Here is a 20035-nt window from a genome sequence, read left to right as displayed (position 1 = left end):
ACAACAGAGGGCGCATTCACTACTACCAATCTCACATGAAAACCTTATTAAAAAAACTGTTAGTTCCCCACCACTTGGAGTACCTAGCACTGGATAAAGACTTTTTAATCCAAGAAATCTCTCTCAAAGTGCAGCGGTTTGCCGATAGTCCCGAGGAAGTAGTCGCCGGCAACGATGTCCGCATTCCCTTTCCAGAATTGGTGGGAACTGAAGAAATTTTAATCGATATTTTTGAAAGACGTTTGCCCAATTTTGAATTAAAAGCAATCGCGCGGGTATTAGAAAATGGCTTGCAGCTTTATTTTGATATGTATATCGTCGAGTTCAGCAATGACGATAATTATCAGAGATTAATTATATTTTTTGAAGACGTAACCGATAGGATGGGTTTGGAACAAACTCTAGTCCAAGCTACCAATGAAATGAATATTTTGTTGACAACCTTAGCCGCTACTAATAATTATGTGGAAAAAATTATTACTTCAATGGCAGAAGTTTTGTTGGTAACAACGGCTACGGGAAAAATTAAAAAAGTCAATCAAGCGGCTCAAGATTTGTTCGGTTACAGCGAATCGGAATTAGTAGGCCAGCAAATAGATGCTCTTGCTGCTGTGGGTTCCTCTTTGCCAGCAGTCAGCCAAGAGGGACCTCAACAATCGCAAACTAACGCCGAAGTAATTTGCACGGCAAAAACCGGAGAAAAGCTAACAGTTGCCTTTTCCTGTACTGCGATTCCGGCTGACATTAAAGGCATTTCTGGCTCTTGGGCCGCCCTCCAAGATTTCGTGTACATCGGCCGCGATGTTACAGACAGACAGCGAGCCCGCAAGCGAAAAATAGCTCAGTACGTCACCACTCGCATCCTGTCGGCATCCGAAACAATCAAAAAAGCTCTAGCAGCAATTATTCCCGTAATTTGCGACAGTTTGGGATGGGATACCGGTGAACTTTGGATGCCGGAAGCTGGGGAAAAACTGCTGTCAGGAAGTAACAGAATAAATGCTGTTTCCGACCCCAATTTGCTTCGGTGCGTCGCCAGTTGGAAAAAACGCTCAGTTTCCATCCCCAAATTTGCCGAATTTGCTGAAACAATGACCTGTGCCTTTGGCGAAGGATTGCCCGGTCTCGTTTGGGCCAGCGGTTCCTCTCAGTGGATTGCAGATGTCACAGAAAGCGACAGGTTTCTACGCCGAGAAATCGCCGCCGAAGAAGGACTGCACGGAGCTTTTGGCTTCCCGATTTTGGGCGATTACGAGTCGGAAAATTCTGCTCGGTCTGTCTTGGGGGTGATGACTTTCTTTAGCCGGGAAGTGCAGTCTTTCGATGAAGAATTGCTTCAGACAATGGCAACAATCGGTAGCCAAGTCGGTCAGTTTATCAAGCGAAAGCAAGCGGAAATAGCTTTGCGGGAAAGTGAAGAACAACTGCGAGACTTATTTGAAAATGCTACTGACTTAATTCAAAGTATTGGAGCAGACGGTCATTTTTTGTATGTTAATCGGGCTTGGCGGGAAACTCTGGGCTACAGCGAAGCCGAAATTGCTCAAATGACTGTTTTTGATATCATTCATCCCAACAGTTCCCAAGAGTCTCTGGATATATTCTCTCAAGCTATTACCAAAAAGACCGTAAATGAAAAGACGTTGTATCCAGACTCTATTCAAGCAATATTTATTACTAAATATCGCGAACAAATTTGGCTGGAAGGCAGCATAAGCTGTAAATTTGCGGAAGGTTCGCTAGTAGCGATTCGCGCTATTTTGCGAGACATTACGGCTCGAAAGATGGCCGAAGACGCCCTGGCAAAATCTGTATCTCTGCTGCAAGCAACTTTTGATTCTACTGCGGACGGTATTTTAGCTATTGACAGGAGCGGAAAAATAGTCACTTTCAATCGAGAATTTGTGGAAATGTGGCGCATACCTAACGAAGTGATGGCACTGCGAGATGACGCCACAATGAACGCTTTTTTTCTGGAACAACTCAAAGACCCTCAAGCATTTCAAGCAAGAATAGAATCGCTTTACGAGCAGCCAGAAGCCGAAAGTTACGACTTGTTGGAATTTCAAGACGGCAGATTTTTTGAACGCTATTCGCAACCGCAGCGGCTGGGAGATGAAATTATCGGCAGAGTCTGGAGTTACCACGACATTACGGAACGGAAGCAAGCAGAAGATGCCTTGCGGGAAGAACAAGAAAAATCCGAAAAGCTGCTGCTCAATATTTTGCCGCAGGCAATAGCAGAACGCCTCAAACAAAACGAAACTACTATTGCGGAATACTTTCCGGAAGTGACTGTTTTATTCGCCGACATTGTAGGGTTTACTGCTTTGTCTGCCGTCATGAATCCGATCGAACTCGTGGAGATACTCAATCAGATTTTCTCAGGATTCGACCTTTTGTGCCAACGGCACGGGTTAGAAAAAATTAAGACTATCGGCGACGCATATATGGCAGTAGGAGGACTACCGGAACCCAGCGCAGACCACGCAGAGGATATCGCCCAAATGGCCCTAGATATGCAAGCAGAAATAGCCCGATTTAATGGTAGCCATAATAAATATTTTAGCATACGCATTGGCATTCACAGCGGCCCGGTTGTTGCCGGAGTAATTGGCATCAAGAAGTTTATTTACGATTTGTGGGGCGACACGGTAAATATTGCTTCCCGCATGGAATCTCAGGGTTTGCCTTGGCGGATTCAAGTCAGCGAAACTACTTATAAGTTATTGGCAGACAAATATTTGTTTCAGGAACGGGGAATTATTGAAGTTAAAGGCAAAGGGAAAATGAAAACTTATATTCTAGTTAGGAAAAAATAATGTCAGTCATAACTCATCAGTCATCAGTCCTCTGGCTGAGGACAAAAAGTGTTGCTAAAGTTAATTAGCAATACTTTTTCGCCAAGACTGATGCCATTTGCTAATTTGCCCGCAAATTTACGATCGCCCGACGAAGTTGTGGATCCCCACCCTGTGACGGTTGCGCCCTCTACTTCCCTGGGGGATGCGATCGCCCTGATGCGTGGGGGGAGAAACCCTTGTCCGCTGACTAATTCACCGCCGCACTCAAACGAAAGGGTAAAAGCCTCGATTAGTTGCGTCTTAGTTGTCGATGAAAATCAGCTAGTCGGACTGCTAAGCCCGGAAGATGTCCTAAACTTCGCCGCCGAAAACGAATGGCAAACAATGAAAGTCGCCGACGCCATGAGGCGGAATTTAATTGTCTTAAAAGAATCAGAATTTACAAATGTTTTTACCGCATTTAAGCTATTTTGTCAACACTCGATCGATTGCTTGCCAATTGTGGACGAACGGGGTCAGCCCGTAGGTTTAGTCAGCGAAAAAAAAATACGCCGAGAAATTTACAGGCGAGTCAAAAAGTTGCAGCAAAAAGTTGTAAAACTTCAGCAAAAACAGTGTGAAATATTAGAAAACCAGTCAGAAATCGCCAAACAAGTCAGCGATCGCAAAAATGCCGAAAATGCTTTGCAGCAGAGCGAGGCGCGCTACCGGGCAATTGTGGAAGACCAAACCGAACTGATTTGCCGCTACCTCCCCGACGGTAAAATAACTTTTGTCAATCAAGCTTACTGCCGTTATTTCGGCGCGCAACCAGAAGACTTGCTCGGCAACAGCTTCATGACGGCGATCCCAGAACCAGACCGAAAACTTTTTCAAGAGCAATATACTTCTGTGTCTCCCGAAAAGCCTGTTTTTACGTGCGAACACCGAGTCATTTTGCCGAGCGGGGAAATTCGCACTCAGCAGTGGATCGATCGGGCTATATTCAACCAGAGCGGAGAAATCGTCGAGTATCAAGCAGCAGGCCGCGATGTCACGGAGCGCAAACAAGCAGAAATCGCTTTGCAGCAGCTCAATGCAGAGTTAGAACGACGAGTCCAGCAGCGGACTCAATGGTACGAACTGGCAGTATCGGCTGGCAAAGTGGGGGTTTGGGACTGGAATTTGGAAACCGACGAAATCTACATTGCTCCGTCTTTGAAAGCTTTGTTGGGCTATCAGGATGCAGAGATTCCCAACCGCATGGAAAATTGGGTGTCTCACGTTCATCCCGACGATCGAGTTGCAGTCGAGGAAGCAGTAAAGGCTTATCTAGAAGGTGTGACAGAAATTTATCAAGTAGAACACCGGATGCTGTGCAAAGACGGGAGCACCTGCTGGATACTTGCCCGCGGCAGCGCGATCCGATCGGCTTCCGGCAAGGTTTTGCGCCTGACTGGCACTGATACCGACATTACGGATCGCAAATTGACCGAAGAAAAACTCCAAAACTCCGAAGCAGAACTGCTGGCGCTGTTTAATGCCATGACGGATATCGTGCTGGTTTTCGACGCAACCGGCCGCTACCTCAAAATAGCCCCCACGGCTCCCGAACTGCTGTACAAACCGGCTAATGAAGTGCTGGGCAAAACCCTCGCCGAAATCTTTCCAGAAGCCGAAGCTAATTTTGCCCTGAGTCACATTCGCCAAACATTGGAGTCTGGCCAAAGCCACAGAGTTGAATACATGATGGAAATTGGCTGCAAGTTATTTTGGTTTGATGCCACTATTTCGCCGCTGGAGTTTGAGCGGGTGATGTGGGTCGCCCGAGACATTACCGCTCGCAAACAGGCAGAAGCTGCACTCCAAAAAAGCGAGGAAAAGTTTCGCAACTTATTTGACGATGCTCCGATCGCGATCGGTTTGACAAGCGTGCGCGACTACCGCACTATCAAAGTGAATGAAGCTCACCGCCAGATGTTGGGCTACAGCGATTCGGAGTTGGCGACCATGACTTTTACTGAACTCACGCATCCAGAAGATTTACAAGCAGAGCTCGAGCAAGTCAAGGAGTTGGTCTGCGGCAATATTTCTCGCTTCGGGATCGAAAAACGCTTAATTAAGAAGAATGGCGAGCTGATCTGGGCAAACTTGACGATGACGCTGATCCGCGACCGCGAGGGAATTCCTCTTTACAGCATGGGGGCGCTCGAAGATATCAGTTATCGCAAGCGGGCAGAAATGGAATTTCAGCAGTTAAAAGAACGCCTGCAATTTTTACTGGCTTCTAATCCGGCGGTAATTTTTACTGCCGCACCTACAGGAGATTTTTGTACTACTTACATTAGCGACAACGTTAAGGCAATCGTTGGCTACGAACCCCAAGAAATGTTAGCAGATTCTAAATTTTGGTCGAGCCGAATTCACCCTGAAGACCGGCGACTATTTTTAGTAAACTTTTCTAATTTGTCCGAGGGTAAAAATTGCATTTGCGAGTACCGTTTTCTGCACCGAGATGGACTTTACCGCTGGCTGCGAACCGAACTGAAACTATTGGTTGACAGCAGGGGCATTCCGATCGAAATTATTGGTTACGCCGCCGAGATCACCAATTCTAAATATGCCGAAATCGCGCTGCAACAGCAGTTTGAGCGAGAACGGCTCGTGGAGGCGATCGCCCGTCGCGTCCGCCAGTCTTTGCAATTAGAAGAAATTCTCAATACTACGGTTGCCGAACTCCAGCAAGTATTGTTAGCCGATCGAGTTTTGGTTTATCAAATTTTACCCAAAAGCGGCGGGCGAGTCATTGCTGAAGCCGTGGCAGAAGGATGCAGCCAACTCGTGGATAGATTTTTTGGCGAAGAAGTTTTTCCGCCTGAAAGTTATCAGCTTTATTTGCAAGGGCGAATTTCTGCAATTTCCGAACTAGATTCTCCCAGCATTACACCTTGTGTGATGGAGTTTATGAAAGAAATTGAAGTTAGGGCAAAGTTAGTAGTGCCGATTATTCAGCACAGCCAGCTTTGGGGATTGCTGATTGCCCATCAATGCGATCGCCCTCGCCAGTGGCAAGAATGGGAAATGAATTTATTTCAGCAGTTGGTGAATCAATTAGCGATCGCCATTCAGCAATCTCTACTCTACCAGCAACTGCAAGCTGAACTGAGCGATCGCAAACAAGCAGAAGCAAATTTGAAAAACTCCCTCAAAGAAAAAGAAATTTTGCTCAAAGAAATTCACCACCGCGTCAAAAACAACCTCTGCGTAGTTGCCAGTCTGTTAGAATTGCAATCTAACACAGTTGCCGACCAGCAAATAGCCAAGATGTTTGAAGAAAGTCAGAATCGCCTTTACTCTATGGCTCTGATTCACGAGAAACTGTACCGATCTACTAACCTGGCGCAAATCAATTTTGGCGAATATCTCGAAGATTTAGTAAGTAACTTGTTTCACTCTTACAATATTAGTGACAATCGCATTCAGTTGCAGGTATTAGCTGAACCAATTTACCTAAATATTGAAACTGCTAGTCCCTGCGGTTTAATTGCCAATGAATTGGTTTCAAATACCCTCAAACACGCTTTTCCTGATGGCACTAGCGGTACAGTTAGTGTAGAATGTTATCAAACGGGCGATGGAGAAATCAACCTCTTAGTTAAGGACAACGGGATCGGCTTTCCTCAAAACTTAGATTTTCGGAAAACTAACTCAATGGGCTTTCAAGTTGTCTGCACTTTAACTGAGCAGTTAGAAGGAAGCATCGAACTGTCAAGCCAAACTGGCACAGCCTTTCACCTAAAATTTAACGAGTTAAACTACTCTCAAAGGTTCTAAAATTATGGATTTTGCAGAAAAAGCAATTTATATTTTGATTGTTGAAGACGAACTATTAATTGCTAAAAGTTTAGCCCAAAAATTAGAAAAGTTGGGATATAAAATCGCAGACATCGTTTCTTCAGGAGCCGATGCCATCCAGCGCGCAGGCGAATTGGAACCCGATTTAATCTTAATGGATATAGTCATCAAAGGCGACATTGACGGCATAGAAACAGCAGTAATAATTAATCAAGAATTAGATATCCCAATTATCTATACAACTGCCTATGCCGATGACGCAACTTTGCAGCGAGCCGAAAATACTGGCTCTTACGGCTACCTCCTCAAACCGTTTAAACAAAGAGAACTGCACGCCACCATCAAGATAGCGCTGAGCAAACATCAAGAAGCCGTTAAAATGCAACAACTAATTGCAATAGCAGCAGCCAAAAGCGAAAACAGGTCTCGATTTATTTCAATGGCATACCACGATTTAAACACTCCTCTAACTACCATACAGCTATCGGCTGAAATGTTGGAAGATAGCGAATTGCATAAAACCCCAGGAACGACCAATAAAAATGTCGAACGTATAAAAAAAGCCGTCAGCAATATGAGTGAATTGCTGGAGGAAATTTTAATGATCGGCAAAGCCGAATCCGGCAAACTTTCCTTGAACTTAAATCCGGTAAATGTGATTGATTTGTGCAAATCTATTTTAGAAGAAATCCAACCCCTCGCTACTCAAAAACACTCAGTAGCTTTCCGCAATCAAACAGAAAAAATCCAAGCAAATCTGGATGCAAAACTGCTGCAACACCTCCTAACTAATTTGCTTTCAAACGCTATCAAATATTCTCCTAATGGTGGGAATATATGTTTAGAATTAAGCTGTGAGGGTAAACAAGTAATTTTTTGCGTTAGAGATGAAGGGATTGGCATGACAGCGGAATATCAGGGGAAATTATTTCAGCAGTTTGAACGGGGTGCTAATGTCGGCAAGATTAAAGGATCGGGGTTGGGACTTTGCATTGTCAAACACATAGTTGACCTGCACGGCGGTACAATAAGTGTGGAAAGTGAACTAGGTAAAGGTACTACATTTATTGTCGCGCTGCCTTTTTTAGTAATGAGTCATTAGTCATATAACCAGCGCGCCGGCGGTGAGAATAAAACGTTTTTCACGGCCCAAACCATTGCGGAAGATAGCTTCTGGCTTCTCTCGCGACGATAACTAAAGCCTTCTTCCTTCTGCGATAAATCGATCGGGAGATAAAAGCTCGATCGCCCTATCTTCTTCTCCCCCCGCCCAATTGGCAAATCGCTCAGCCAAAGCAGGTACAATAGCCAAAGGATTGCTGAGACCCGAAAAAACGTGCAATCCCGGGCGATCGGCAATCGGCCCCACTACGGGCAAATTATCAGCGCTAAATGCCACAATACACTCTTGCCAAGTTGCCGGTAAACCTGCCAAAGCAGGCAAAACCTTGCTGATTCCTGCACGAATTGCCGTTTCGCTGGTTTCGCGATCGACTTTAGCATTCAAATCGCTCAAAGCGCGCGACAATTGCCCGATCCGCAAACTGCCATCATTAAACTGAATTGCACCCGAATCTAAAATCGGCGACAGCAACTCTTTACCAGGTTCATCCCAAAGAAAATCCACCTCAATTCTACTCGATTCAGCTTCCAATTCAAAACGTTTTAATACCGCAGGCATCACCAAAGTCCTGAGTTTCAAATCCACAGGTGCAGTTTCTAAAATCTCCGTGCGAGTAAAATAAACTCCCACAGAAACACCAGCGGCTTTTAGGAAACTCCGACTCCAACCTCCTGCACAAACAACCGCATTTTCACAACAATAAATTCCCTGCGCCGTCTGGACTCCCGAAATCCGATTTCCCTCTTCGATCAACCCAATTACTTCAGCAAATTCTATAGTTCCTCCCAACCGCATAAACCCTTGACAGTAAGCTTTATTTGTGGAAGTCGGCGAAATGTGACCGTGACGCACAGTCAGAGCTCCGGCGATCGCGCTTTTATTCAACAAAGGTTCCAACTCGCCAGCTTCTGCAACGCTCAAAAGCTGCGGAGGAATCGCAAAATGCGCGTAATTAGCCGCCGCTTTTTCGGCATCACTGCCCGCATCAATTGTCAGCAACAAATCCAACTCCCGAAACTCAGTATCAGCATCTAATTCCGCCGATAAATTGCGGTGGCGTTCGATACCTTCGCCACACAATTGCCGAGTTAAATCAGTAGTTCCCGACCAATAAGCCAAGCCGCCGTAACTAAAACGAGTAGCATTTTGCCTCGTAGCATCTCGTTCCAAAAGCAGCACAGCAAAACCTTTTTTTGCCAGTTCGTAACTCAGTGCCGCACCCGTAATGCCGCCGCCGACAACAATCCAATCGTAACTTTTCATGGGCAACTCAAAGGTAAGGAAAATATCATGCTTAGATTTTAGCTTAGGTTTTTTCCGAACCAGCAGAAAAGCCTCTTCCTGTAGGTAGAGGCTGCCTGCGATCGGCATAACAGAAACTTCCACCCCTCGGGAGATGTTGGCGCAGGGATATTTTTCGTTCAATAGTAGGAATTACAGCCAGCATCAGCAAAAAATTTAGAAACACCAGAGAGGTTTTATGAGTATCGACAAACCGGGCGAGAAAAAAGATATTAACCGCAGTGCCAATCCGGGCGATCGCATTGCCGACGAACCGCAAACCATCGAAGAAAAAGCCCAGCAACTAGCGGTAGACCACGTGCCAGACATCACGGGAGATACAGTTACAGTTCCAACTTATGTGATCGTAGAAGAACCGGATGGGGAAAAGAAAGCCCTGCACCACGTCAAAGACGCCGACGAAATTTCTGACGCAATTAGGCAGGCCCGGGTTGACGAAAATGGCGAGCGGATTTGGGATTAATTTCAATCCAATAAAAACGGGTTTGTTGTACAAAAGTTATCGGTAGAAATCATGGAAACAAATCAAAGAAATAGTACGCCCTATCCCAATATTCCGCCGATTCTCGAAAGTGACGACACAGAGTATCGCGACGCCGGCATTACGAGTACCCTTTCAGTTGCAGGCCATCCCATCCACCCCATCATCGTCATCTTTCCGGTAGCCTTTTTAGTAGGAGCAGCCGGTTCGGACATCGGTTATTGGCTGACAAGCGATCCGTTTTGGGCGAGAGCTTCGGTTTGGCTGATCGGTGTCGGTTTTGCTGCGGGGATTTTGGCCGCAATCACGGGCTTTTTAGATTTTTTCAAAGTTAAAAGAGTGCGCTCGCGCAGTGCTGGCTGGTTGCACATGGGCGGCAATGTGGCGGCTATGGTACTTACCCTGATTAACCTGGTGTTGCGACAAGGAAATCCGGCTGAGCCGATCGTCTTTACAGGTTTAGCAATATCGCTCGTCGTGGCAACCTTGCTGGGCGTTACAGGCTGGTTCGGCGGCGAACTAAGTTTTCGCCACAAAATCGGCGTCATCGGCCCTACCAGTCATAATTCCTAGGTTTCTGACCGTTTTTAGTAAAGGCTTCAGTTCCTCTTCATTGGATAATTTAGGACTAAAGCCTTGACTGCAAACTTAAAGATTGTCCCAGCCAATTCAGATAAGCATCGCTGCCAGCGATAATAGGAATAGCAATAATTTCGGGAACTTCATAGGAATGGAGTTCCTGAACTTTTGTTTTTAAAGCCTCAAATTTAGCCAAATCAGTTTTAATCACCAACTGCCACTCTGACTCGGCATGAATCTCGCCTTGCCAACTATAAACAGAGCGAATGGGTGACAAACTCACACAAGCAGCCAGCTTGTGTTCAACTAGAGATTTAGCGAGATTCTCTGCCTCCGCCTCCGATGCTGCAGTTACCAGCACCACCCCAAAATTAACAGTCATAACAATTTTAATTTTTAGATTGTAGGACTTACGCACCGAGGCCGAGAAACCGGGTTTTTCAAGCAAAATACTTGGTTTAAACCCTAAATCTCGGTACAAAACCAGGTTTTTTTTGCGCGAGTTCGTCCATTGATTTTCAAGCAGTGCGATCGGGACGCTGGCACTCGCCTATAATTCCGCAGTTACCAGATTTGCTCGGGAGCATCTCAATGAAAGCAGCCCAGGTAGAAATCTCTGTTTTGAGGCAGGAGGCAGGAGGAAAGAGGAAAAAGGAAGGAGCCAGAAGAAGTGTTTTTACAAATATGAGATCCTCCCGATTTCATCGCCCAAAATTTCCGATTCTTCCTTCCCCATTACCCATTTTTTATTTCGGTAGCTTCCCAAGAATTGACTTTGCCCGCTCCAGCTAAGGAAAAATAGCGCCTAGTAGATTCCGGCAAAATAGCTCCCGCCAACAAAGCATTATCTAAATTAGCTCCTATTAACGTCGCCTCGCTCAAATCTGCTGCCATCAAATCAGCTTGACACAGCTTCGTCCAATTCAGATTTGCCTCTCTCAAACAACTTCCCTTCAACTTAGCCCCGGTTAAGTTTGCACCTGCCAACTTCACCCCCCGCAATTGAGCCGCGCTAAAATTTGCCCCCGCCAAATTCGAGCCTTCTAAATTAGCTCCCATCAGTTTAGCTTCACTCACGTTAACGCCGCTCAAATCTGCACCGCAGAGATTCACCCCTGTCAACTGCGCTCGCCGCAAACTCACTCCGGTTAATTGAGCTCCCAAAAGTTTTGCACTGTTGAGCCTTGCACCGTAAAGGTTTGCCCATTTAAAATTAGCTCCCGTCAGATTCGCGCCCAGGAAGTTAACTAATTGCAAGTCGGCGCTGCACAAATTGGCATTCCACAACACAGCACCCCGCAGGTTTGCGCCCGTTAAAGTTGCGCCGCTTAACTTTACTCTCGGCAATTTTGCTTTTACCAAAAAAGCTCCGCTGAGATTAGCTTTTGTCAAATCTGCACATGAGAGTTTGGTTTCGCCCATTTTGGCAAAAGTCAGATTTGTTCTCTGCATCTGTGCGCCTTTGAGTGTTGCTTTGGTGAGAAAAGCTCTGCTGAGGTTCGCCGCAGAAAGATTAGCTCGCGAAAAGTTGACTCCGATTAAGATTGCTCCGCTGAGGTTTGCCCCGCTGAGGTCGGCTCCGCTAAAGTCTCTTTGTCCTTTTTCGTAATTGTTGAGCAGTTCGCTAACTTCCATAGGGGGTGATACCTTCTATGATTGAGGGGTGTCGATCCAGAAATCTTTACTGTTAAGCTTGTTTCAGAAAGGGAACTGTTTTAGAAATTAGACTGTTTCAGCATTTGCCTCAAACGGTACAAATCCCCATAACATTACTTTCTGTTTAAAGGCAATCTCTTAATAAAGATTTTATATCTTCCTCGCGGTACCGATCGCACTTTCGGTATTTTTGAATTAAAAGTTAATGTTTTTTGACATAGATAGTCATTGCTTAACGATCGACCGTGATTCGCAACTTCAGGCGCAGCGAGCCCTTGAATCCTGCCGGAGGTTGCCAGGAACTCAAGGCCTTCTTGAGAGTCTCTACGGCGTCTGTTGCTTGCAGCGTCGAGGTTTGAGTGTCGTTAGCGAAGCCCTCGAAGAGGATCGCCGCTCGGGCAATACGGCCGTCTTGTACCGATAACTCCCACACCATTTCACCGCCAACCCCCGCCGGGAGATTGACAGATTGCAAGTATTGAGTCAAAGCGGCGATCGCCCCGGCATCCAACCCTTCGGCGCTAACTACTTGGAGGCGAGAAGCCTTGGGCTGCGATGGTTGCAACTCACCGTAACTTTCCGGCCGCGGCGGCATAACAGGAGCTGGACTCACCGGTGCCGAGTTGCGATTCGAGGTAACGCTGCGACGAGAGCCGCCTCTAGTTGGCTCAGCCCCCTCGGACTCAAAAATACCTTCATAGCTGACACCCTGCGGTAATTCCACAGGCACTTGCACGCGGCGGCGAGTTCCATCTGGTTCGACTCGCACTTCTTCGCTCACTGCCACAAAAGCCGTGTATTCCGACAGCAACCGATAAGTCAGAGCAGTATTAGTTACAGCTTCCACCAGAGATTTAGTCTCCCCACCAAACATTTGATTCATTAAATCTTTAATGCGCGATCGACCCCAAAGCTGAGCTACCGCCGAATTGCCAAAATCCGTAGGGGTTGCTGCGACTGATGTTGACTCCCGCTGCCGCCCGCCGGTTCGAGCAAAATTAACAGGTAAAACTTGCTCGTAAGCTTTGCCGCCGGCAAGAGTGCCGCGGATGCGAAGTTCGCCGTTAGCTCGATCGGTCTTTTTTCCATACAAAACCAGCGGCCCACTGGCAAACAAGTCTGGGGGTGCGATCGGATAAATCTCCGGTTTTTCCCCCATTCCTTCCCAACTAATTTGAATATTAGTCAATACCGGACTGTTAATTTCTCGAAAAAACTTTTCTGCCGCTTCTGCTGACGGTTCATCTTGACGAATTACTTGAGACGTGCCTCTTCCCACTTCCGCCAAACGGTTAATCAAAAACCGATTCACCGAACCGCCGACACCAAAACTATAAAGTCGATTTCCCGGTTTCAGACCCCCCTGAACCCGCGCTAGCACTTCATTTTCATTACCAATGTAACCGTCAGTAATTAGTACAATACTCCGCAGCCTTCCCGTTGCCGCCGCCGGAAAATTCATCACTGTTTGAAGGCCGTTAAGCAGTTCACTGCCGCCGTTAGCTTGCAACTTCTCGATATAATTAATAGCACTTTGTCGGTTGGCTGGCGTATTTGCTAAAGGAGTTGTTGAAAGCGCTTTCGCAGTGTTGGCAAAATCAATAATAGTAAAAGTATCGTTGGGATTCAGTCCTTCAACGAAGCGGCGCATCAACTCCTTAGATTTTGCTAGCGGTTCGCCCTGCTGAGAACCGGAAGTATCCATTAGAAACACGACATCTTTAGGTACAATTTCATTAGTTTTGTAGTTTAATGCCGGAATTAAATAAGTAGCAAAATGACCGCCCCGCTTGTCGGATTGAGTCAAAATAGTTGCCCGAGTATTTTCGCCCGCGACTCGATAGCGCAGAATTAAATCTTTATTGGGAATTGTGTCAGAATTGGCTAATTGGACTTGCACAATATTGCCGCTGCGGTGAGTGGTAATTTGATGGGAAGTAGATCGGACATCCCCGATCGCAACTCCGGCATCTATTTCTACCGAAACAGCAATATTGTGACCCGATCGCCTTCCTGGAGGCAAGACAGGCGGGTTAATGCGATCGGCATCGGCATTAACCCCCCCCTGCCCCCCCCTTGTTGAGGGGGGGTTGGGGGGGGTCGAATTTCCCGAAATATAGCGCGGCCCTACCACCATTGGAAACACAAATTCGTAATCCCCGCCGGCAAACTTGAGACTTTCGGTGTAGCGAATCGTAACTTCAATTTTTTCTCCCGGTTTGATATTAGCGAGAGACTGAGTAAAAATATTGTCGCGTTCTTGTTCCAACAAACCCGCAGTCCGGCCTTGCTTTCTGGCTTGTTCGTAAATTTCCAAAGCTTCCTCGCGGCGTTTGATATCAGCTTTAACAGTTCGTGAACCTATTTGAATTTCCATATCGTCCACGGCCGCTTCGTCGGGCAAAGGAAATACATAAACAGCTTCTATAGATTCGGGAAAAGGATTTTCAAACTTCTGAACAACTTCGACGCGGGAGATATTGCCAGCGATTTTGGCTTTAACTTCTGTCTGCTTGAGAGGAAAGACTTGTTCAGGGGTCGTATTGGGAGTTTTGACGAACAAACCGCCGACTCGACAGCGAGTTTCGGACGATCGTCCGCCATTGCAATTAACATCGTTACTAGCGAGGATTTTCGGCGGCAGAGACGAATAATTTTCCCCAGGAGTTTTTGCCCGCGCGGCATAGGGAGCGAGCCACGCGCTACACTCGATTGCAGCGAGCAATGCCATACCAGTACAAAGCAACCGTTGAGGGGATAGAACGCAGACAAACTTCATAGCTGTTTTTTTAGCAGACTTGAGGTGCTTTGCATACCATGACTTTACCATTCCCGAAACGTTCCTGAGTTAGCTTTTTGGCAAAAATCACCAAGGGCGTAGGGCTGATTTTAGATTGACTCCACAGGCGCTAATGGGGGGCTGGAACTTTTGTCTAGACTGCTGCAGGCTTGCATCGGTATTGGGGTGATGTCGGTTGGGGCGATCGTCCGCGAACCCCACCCTAGAAGATTGTATGATAGTTAAATAATTAAATAACTTTAACCTCAACCTCTCAACTTCTAATAAATTGAAAAAGCCATGAATTTTATTAACCCCAAAACCGACTTTGCCTTTAAAAAAATCTTCGGGTCTGCTGAGAGTAAGGACATTTTGATTAGTTTCTTGAATGCCATGCTCTACGAAGCACAGCCAGTCATCGAAGATTTAGAAATTATTGACCCTTATTTAGCTCCCAAAATCAAAGGAGTCAAAGATACTTACTTGGATGTCAAAGCTAAGATTTATGGTAACAAAACGGTAATTATTGAAATGCAAGTATTGAATGTAGAGTCATTCGAGAAGCGGATTTTATACAATGCCACTAAAGCTTATTCAATGCAGCTAACCACAGGAAGCAGTTACAGCTTGTTAAACCCTGTAATTGCTCTGACGATTACAGATTTTCAAATGTTTGAGCATCTGGAAACAGTGATTTCGCGCTTTATTTTCAAAGAAAAAACTTTTTTAACAGACTATCTAGCTGATGAATTTGAGCTTGTATTTGTTGAGTTGCCAAAATTTGACAAGACATTACAGGAGTTAGAAACGCTGACAGATAAGTGGATATATTTTATGAAAACTGCTCAAATTTTACGGTCAGTTCCCGAAGAGTTGGGAAATGTGCCGGAACTCCGACAGGCTTTTGCAATTGCGAATGAAGCGAATCTCGCTCCTGATGAATTGGAAGATTTAGAAAGGCGAGAAATTTTTATTCAAGACCAGCGCGGTGCAATTACCAAAGCTACTAGAATCGGGAGAGAACAAGGCATCGAACAAGGCATCGAACAAGGCATCAAACAAGGAAAGTTGGAGTTAGTTGTGCGGCTGTTGGAGCGCCGTGTCGGCCCGTTGTCGTCGGAGATTCAAACTCGCATCAGTCAGTTATCCGCTGAGCAATTAGAGAATTTAGGAGAGGCCGTTTTAGAGTTGGCCAGTGTGTCAGATGTGACAGACCGGTTACAGACATATTTGTGAGGAAGGGAAAAAAGCCAGGGTGAATGTGGTTTTCTCCGAAGATCGATCGCCCTTGACAATCAAGCATTCAGGATACAAGCCCCCGGATTCATCCGTCCAGGAATAAAAAACCTGTATCCGATGAAACTTCCCCACCGAATTTATCCGTGGGGTCAATGCTTCAAATCTAAAACCTAAAATCTAAAATCTAAAATCTAAAATCGATTGACTGGTACGAGTCCCAAGCGCACTGATGAACAATCAAGCATTTTGAAATTGGCCCACCAGCTCAAAACCCCTGCAAACCCCCCGATCGAGGTCGCGGGCCGCTCGTCGTATCCCCGCCCGTCTTTGATAAATGGTCAAACACTGCTGGACAATTTTTGATTTTAGCTCTTAGAGTTGAGTGTTACCTTAACTAGAAACAGAAACATCTAAAGTCGAAAATCCTATGAGCAAATTTGTGTTTGTGACTGGCGGCGTGGTTTCGAGCATCGGCAAGGGAATTGTCGCTGCTTCCTTGGGCCGCCTATTAAAGTCGCGGGACTATTCTGTCTCGATTTTGAAGCTAGACCCCTATATTAACGTTGACCCCGGCACTCTGAGCCCGTTTCAGCACGGAGAAGTCTTCGTCACGCAAGACGGTGCGGAAACTGACCTGGATTTGGGGCACTACGAGCGTTTTACCGATACTTCCATGTCTCGCCTCAACAGCGTCACGACGGGTTCCATCTATCAAGCGGTGATTAACAAAGAACGCCGCGGCGAGTATCAGGGGAGTACGGTGCAGGTGATTCCTCACATCACTAACGAGATTAAAGAGCGAATTGACAGAGTAGCAAAAAATACCAATCCCGATGTCGTGATTACAGAAATCGGCGGAACGGTGGGAGATATTGAATCTTTGCCGTTTTTGGAGGCAATTCGCCAGTTTCGCAAAGATGTCGGGCGGCAAAATGTTGTGTATATGCACGTCACGCTGATACCTTGGATTCCGTCGGCTGGGGAGATGAAAACTAAACCGACTCAGCATTCGGTGAAGGAACTGCGGTCGATCGGCATTCAACCAGATATTTTAGTCTGTCGGTGCGATCGCCCGCTGTCTTTGGGCATGAAACAGAAATTGTCGGAATTCTGCAACGTCCCCGAAGAATGCGTCATCACGGCTCAAGATGCTAAAAGTATCTACGAAGTGCCGCTGATGATGGAACAGGAAGGTTTGGCCGAACAAACGATCAATTTGCTGCAACTCGAACCGCGGCAACCGGATTTGACTCAGTGGCAAACCTTAGTCAAGCGGCTTTACAGTCCCAACCACAAGATTGATATTGCTTTGGTGGGCAAATACGTGCGGTTGAACGATGCTTATCTTTCGGTGGTAGAAGCTTTGCGGCACGCAGCAATCTCGATCGGCTGCGACCTGAATTTGCACTGGATTAACTCAGAAGATTTAGAATCGGGAAACCTCGATAATTATCTCAAAGATATCAACGGCATTCTTGTACCGGGAGGTTTTGGGGTTCGGGGAGTTGACGGCAAAATAGCGGCGATCGAATATGCCAAACACCATAAAATACCCTTTTTGGGATTGTGTTTGGGGATGCAGTGTGCTGTGATTGAATGGGCCCGCCACATCGCCCAACTAGAGGATGCCAACAGCGCTGAATTTAACCCAGATACAGCAAATCCGGTAATTAATTTATTGCCAGAACAGCAAGATGTAGTCGATTTGGGCGGTACAATGCGACTGGGTTTGTATCCGTGCCGCGTCTACCCAGACACCCTAGCTTTCAAACTTTATCAGAAAGAAGTGATTTACGAGAGGCACCGCCACCGGTACGAATTTAACAACGCCTACCGCAATCTTTTCTTGGAATCAGGTTATGCAGTCAGCGGGACATCTCCTGACGGTCGATTGGTAGAAATGATCGAATTGCCCAACCATCCCTTTTTCATAGCCAGTCAATTTCACCCCGAATTCCAATCTCGACCTAGCGCCCCCCACCCCTTGTTTCAGGGGTTTATCCAGGCGGCTAGCATCCAGGGAAAGCAGGATTTTTTAGAAGCTGAGGGTCGCGACTTGGTAGCCGGGAAACTTGCAGGAAACTGATCCGATATCATGTCCGATCGATTAGTTCTGATATATTAGATGTCTGTAGAGGCGGGTTAGAGCAGACAATATTCCAATCAGGGCGACAATCGACATTACAAAACCCGCCCAACAGACCAATATAATTTGATAGGGGTCGCACTTACCGGACATGATATCGGGTCGCATTCTCAAAGATTGAAAAACTTCACACCCCAGCCCTAGCATAGGGGTTGGGGGGGCTAATACCCCAAGGGAGAAGACAAAAGGCAGAAGGCAGAAGGTAAAAATGCTAATATTTTTACTTGAATTTTTAGTTTTGATTTCAAGAGTGATACCAGTTTCTAAAAAGAATGCAAATTTAGGCAAGTTCCCAACCCAGATAGTCATCTGTCATACCCAATCTAAAATCTAAAATCTAAAATCTAAAATGGTAGGAGTTGTCAAACTATCCTAAAATACCAGGAAACACAAGTTTGAGGAGGCTTTGTGGCTTATTGGAGCAAAATTACTTATGAGAAAAGTACATACATAATTGATCTTGACACTATTAGTGCTTTTTCTAGCGAACTGGATAACAAGCGTATCACCTTTTGGCTGCCTAATAGCAGTCAGCCGATTATCCTCAATCCCCAAGGCAATTATGAGGCTTACAAGCAAGTTCTCGATTACCTCAAAAAAACCATCGAGCGCAATTCTAGAGGCTCGTGGATTAAAATTAATTATGACCGCAAAGAATTTACGATTGACATGAGTCGAATTAGCTCTTTTGCTTGCGAACAGAACGGTCGGCTAAGTTTCTGGCTGCCTGACAGCGCAACTAATATTATTATCCTCCGCCAAAGCAACCCGGAAACTTATCAAGAAATTCAGGAATACATTAAAAATACGACGGGGCAATCTCTGCCCTGAAAAAGTCATTAGTCATTAGTCATTAGTCATTAGTTAGAAGTATGAACAATGAAGGGAGACTATGTTTAGTGACTCCTCACATTCATTTTCTTTTTTTTGAGCTAAAGTGCTTAGGTTGCACCCTAATTTTAAATATGAAAAAAGCGCAGTAAAATGCGTTGCTTTTTTAAATTTTAACTATTGAACCTGAGGGGGTGACAAAGAGGTCTAGGATATAGACCGAATCAGGGTTGCAGCCCTCAGACCTTGTTGATAAAAGCGACGTTTAGAAGGAGTTAACTTGCGTTTACTGTTGCACCTCCACAGCATATTGTTCAAGATAATTAACCCACTTTTCTCCATCTTGCGCCAACACCAAATGTACTCCGTCTGCGATATTTTTTCTTGGGTTCTTTGCGACGAGATACATATTTCTGTACCTGCTTTTTCTTCAGTTAAGTTCCTTGAAATATTGCCCAAGTTTAGGCAAGCGTCATCAGGAGAATCATGTTAATAAGTCGGTTTCCTTTGAGGCCAGTTCCTTCTATATCGTAGCCTCCTGTTTTACAGTCTCGGAACATTTCTTCAATGCCCATCCGCTGCTTCTAAGCATAGTGAAGCGAAGCTATCCCGTAGGGAATCGCTGCTGGTAATCAACCTAAATTTGTGAGAATAAACCAAGCTTCTTTAACTTGATTTTTTCCATAGTTTCTTTTCCATTTACAAGCGACATCAAATCCAGTTGGAGGCCCGTGTTTTTCTCATTTTTTTACCTTGAAAATACTCATAGGTTCCTGGTACTACTCCTAATTCATCTAACCGTTGCCAAATTAAATCTTTCATTTCTATACACTGATTCTTTTTCAGTCTCAAACAAAAAGACACACCCTTTTGTTTAAGCCAGTTTCCCAAATCAATAGAACAAAATTCACGGTCTCCTAAAACTATGACTTTATATTCTGAAAGTAATGGTAAAACTTGCTGTAGATTTGTAGGAGAGTGACTCCAAGTTACTGTTTCCTAATTTTGGCAATAATGACCAGTATAATGGAATTCCTCTTTTTTCCCAGATTAGCGTCACTATAAAAAGATTAATGCACCCCCATTGACTGCGGTCAATTGCGATTGATAAACTTTGACCAACACGACAATAAGTAGTCAACCAATAAGTAATTAATGGGAACCAAATTAAGGAAATAGTTAAGTTGGGTAAATCCAAAAAATTTTGTAACTTACGTCGCCGATTTTCGCTTGTAATTAGAGAGGGAAATACGCGGGATAG

At 45.4% G+C, this 20035-nt stretch carries 14 protein-coding genes; 8 read left to right on the top strand and 6 right to left on the bottom strand.

Going from position 1 to position 20035, the window contains the following annotated elements:
• Positions 1–35: 35 nt before the first annotated feature.
• The 3 genes from QUA80_RS19135 to QUA80_RS19125 are packed head-to-tail and all read left to right on the top strand — an operon-like array spanning position 36 to position 7740.
• Positions 36–2822 (top strand): adenylate/guanylate cyclase domain-containing protein, encoded by a 2787-nt coding sequence (locus QUA80_RS19135; protein WP_333426690.1) that lies wholly within the window; start codon positions 36–38, stop codon positions 2820–2822.
• Positions 2823–2873: 51 nt separating this feature from the next.
• A complete protein-coding gene (locus tag QUA80_RS19130; protein WP_333426689.1) occupies positions 2874–6617 on the top strand; it encodes a PAS domain S-box protein in 3744 nt (1247 codons plus the stop codon).
• Positions 6618–6621: 4 nt separating this feature from the next.
• Positions 6622–7740, top strand: a complete 1119-nt coding sequence (locus QUA80_RS19125; RefSeq protein WP_333426688.1) for an ATP-binding protein — start codon at positions 6622–6624, stop codon at positions 7738–7740.
• Between the two features lie 93 nt (positions 7741–7833).
• Here QUA80_RS19125 and QUA80_RS19120 read toward each other — a convergent pair whose 3' ends face one another.
• On the bottom strand, positions 7834–9024 hold the full coding sequence (locus QUA80_RS19120; RefSeq protein ID WP_445302264.1) for an NAD(P)/FAD-dependent oxidoreductase: 1191 nt from the start codon (positions 9022–9024) through the stop codon (positions 7834–7836).
• 217 nt (positions 9025–9241) lie between these two features.
• On the opposite strand from QUA80_RS19120, the gene QUA80_RS19115 reads away from it, so the two are divergent.
• Both QUA80_RS19115 and QUA80_RS19110 read left to right on the top strand, forming a co-directional pair.
• The gene (locus tag QUA80_RS19115) at positions 9242–9526 is read left to right on the top strand and encodes a hypothetical protein (RefSeq protein WP_333426686.1); all 285 of its coding nucleotides are present in this window, start codon (positions 9242–9244) and stop codon (positions 9524–9526) included.
• A gap of 51 nt (positions 9527–9577) precedes the next feature.
• The gene (locus QUA80_RS19110; protein WP_333426685.1) at positions 9578–10117 is read left to right on the top strand and encodes a DUF2231 domain-containing protein; all 540 of its coding nucleotides are present in this window, start codon (positions 9578–9580) and stop codon (positions 10115–10117) included.
• 55 nt (positions 10118–10172) lie between these two features.
• Here QUA80_RS19110 and cutA read toward each other — a convergent pair whose 3' ends face one another.
• The 3 genes from cutA to QUA80_RS19095 all read right to left on the bottom strand — a co-directional run bounded on the left by cutA (position 10173) and on the right by QUA80_RS19095 (position 14558).
• Positions 10173–10505, bottom strand: a complete 333-nt coding sequence (gene cutA / locus QUA80_RS19105) for a divalent-cation tolerance protein CutA (RefSeq protein ID WP_333426684.1) — start codon at positions 10503–10505, stop codon at positions 10173–10175.
• Between the two features lie 353 nt (positions 10506–10858).
• Positions 10859–11758, bottom strand: coding sequence for a pentapeptide repeat-containing protein (locus tag QUA80_RS19100; protein WP_333426683.1), 900 nt, complete (start codon positions 11756–11758; stop codon positions 10859–10861).
• Positions 11759–12011: 253 nt separating this feature from the next.
• Complete coding sequence (locus QUA80_RS19095; RefSeq protein ID WP_445302263.1) at positions 12012–14558, bottom strand: VIT domain-containing protein; 2547 nt, start codon at positions 14556–14558, stop codon at positions 12012–12014.
• Positions 14559–14858: 300 nt separating this feature from the next.
• On the opposite strand from QUA80_RS19095, the gene QUA80_RS19090 reads away from it, so the two are divergent.
• The 3 genes from QUA80_RS19090 (at position 14859) to QUA80_RS19080 (ending at position 18774) form a co-directional block, all read left to right on the top strand.
• Positions 14859–15794: an Rpn family recombination-promoting nuclease/putative transposase gene (locus tag QUA80_RS19090; protein WP_333426681.1), complete on the top strand. Its 936-nt coding sequence runs from the start codon at positions 14859–14861 to the stop codon at positions 15792–15794.
• A gap of 430 nt (positions 15795–16224) precedes the next feature.
• Positions 16225–17883, top strand: coding sequence for a CTP synthase (locus QUA80_RS19085; protein ID WP_333426680.1), 1659 nt, complete (start codon positions 16225–16227; stop codon positions 17881–17883).
• Positions 17884–18351: 468 nt separating this feature from the next.
• Positions 18352–18774, top strand: coding sequence for a hypothetical protein (locus tag QUA80_RS19080; protein WP_333426679.1), 423 nt, complete (start codon positions 18352–18354; stop codon positions 18772–18774).
• Between the two features lie 286 nt (positions 18775–19060).
• On the opposite strand, the gene QUA80_RS19075 is transcribed toward QUA80_RS19080, so the two are convergent.
• A complete protein-coding gene (locus QUA80_RS19075; protein WP_333426678.1) occupies positions 19061–19183 on the bottom strand; it encodes a hypothetical protein in 123 nt (40 codons plus the stop codon).
• Between the two features lie 302 nt (positions 19184–19485).
• Complete coding sequence (locus QUA80_RS33855) at positions 19486–19701, bottom strand: transposase (RefSeq protein ID WP_445302262.1); 216 nt, start codon at positions 19699–19701, stop codon at positions 19486–19488.
• Positions 19702–20035: the final 334 nt, after the last annotated feature.

Source organism: Microcoleus sp. F4-D5 (assembly GCF_036704885.1).
Classification (GTDB): domain Bacteria; phylum Cyanobacteriota; class Cyanobacteriia; order Cyanobacteriales; family Microcoleaceae; genus Microcoleus.
The sequence above is the reverse complement of the archived record's forward strand: the minus strand, read 5'-3'. Positions and strand labels throughout refer to the sequence as shown.

Bases quoted from the DNA above. Each gene is read 5' to 3' on its own strand.
- QUA80_RS19135 (WP_333426690.1), top strand. From the start codon at position 36: ATGAAAACCTTATTAAAAAAACTGTTAGTTCCCCACCACTTGGAGTAC.
- QUA80_RS19125 (WP_333426688.1), top strand. From the start codon at position 6,622: ATGGATTTTGCAGAAAAAGCAATTTATATTTTGATTGTTGAAGACGAA.
- QUA80_RS19120 (WP_445302264.1), bottom strand. From the start codon at position 9,024: ATGAAAAGTTACGATTGGATTGTTGTCGGCGGCGGCATTACGGGTGCG.
- QUA80_RS19115 (WP_333426686.1), top strand. From the start codon at position 9,242: ATGAGTATCGACAAACCGGGCGAGAAAAAAGATATTAACCGCAGTGCC.
- QUA80_RS19110 (WP_333426685.1), top strand. From the start codon at position 9,578: ATGGAAACAAATCAAAGAAATAGTACGCCCTATCCCAATATTCCGCCG.
- cutA (WP_333426684.1), bottom strand. From the start codon at position 10,505: ATGACTGTTAATTTTGGGGTGGTGCTGGTAACTGCAGCATCGGAGGCG.
- QUA80_RS19100 (WP_333426683.1), bottom strand. From the start codon at position 11,758: ATGGAAGTTAGCGAACTGCTCAACAATTACGAAAAAGGACAAAGAGAC.
- QUA80_RS19095 (WP_445302263.1), bottom strand. From the start codon at position 14,558: ATGAAGTTTGTCTGCGTTCTATCCCCTCAACGGTTGCTTTGTACTGGT.
- QUA80_RS19090 (WP_333426681.1), top strand. From the start codon at position 14,859: ATGAATTTTATTAACCCCAAAACCGACTTTGCCTTTAAAAAAATCTTC.
- QUA80_RS19085 (WP_333426680.1), top strand. From the start codon at position 16,225: ATGAGCAAATTTGTGTTTGTGACTGGCGGCGTGGTTTCGAGCATCGGC.
- QUA80_RS19075 (WP_333426678.1), bottom strand. From the start codon at position 19,183: ATGTATCTCGTCGCAAAGAACCCAAGAAAAAATATCGCAGACGGAGTA.